This window comes from Streptococcus infantis, assembly GCF_047460685.1.
Lineage (GTDB): Bacteria > Bacillota > Bacilli > Lactobacillales > Streptococcaceae > Streptococcus > Streptococcus infantis_AD.
Window position 1 is genome coordinate 1 of the sequence record NZ_JASHFS010000051.1, and the last position, 584, is coordinate 584.

General features: G+C 41.8%; 1 protein-coding gene. It reads left to right on the forward strand.

Annotated features, from left to right (window positions below; all coding sequences use genetic code 11):
* Positions 1 to 584: Rib/alpha-like domain-containing protein (locus QM917_RS10605; protein ID WP_414285737.1), on the forward strand; the 584-nt coding region annotated here is incomplete at both ends.

Consider the following 584-nt stretch of genomic DNA (forward strand, 5'->3'; position numbering starts at 1 on the left):
TACACCAGGTGATAAAGGAACTACAGTCGTTGTGACTTACCCAGATGGTTCTAAGGATGAAGTACCAGTTAAAGTAACTGTAAAAGATCCAAGTGCACCAGCTACAGATGCAGACAAGAACACTCCAACAGCGAAAGATCAAACTGTTAAACCAGGAGATAAACCATCTGCTAAAGATTCAATCGGTAATGTCGGAGATCTTCCTAAGGGCACAACAGTAGAGTTCAAGACACCAGTAGACACAACTACACCAGGTGATAAAGGAACTACAGTCGTTGTGACTTACCCAGATGGTTCTAAGGATGAAGTACCAGTTAAAGTAACTGTAAAAGATCCAAGTGCACCAGCTACAGATGCAGACAAGAACACTCCAACAGCGAAAGATCAAACTGTTAAACCAGGAGATAAACCATCTGCTAAAGATTCAATCGGTAATGTCGGAGATCTTCCTAAGGGCACAACAGTAGAGTTCAAGACACCAGTAGACACAACTACACCAGGTGATAAAGGAACTACAGTCGTTGTGACTTACCCAGATGGTTCTAAGGATGAAGTACCAGTTAAAGTAACTGTAAAAGATCCAA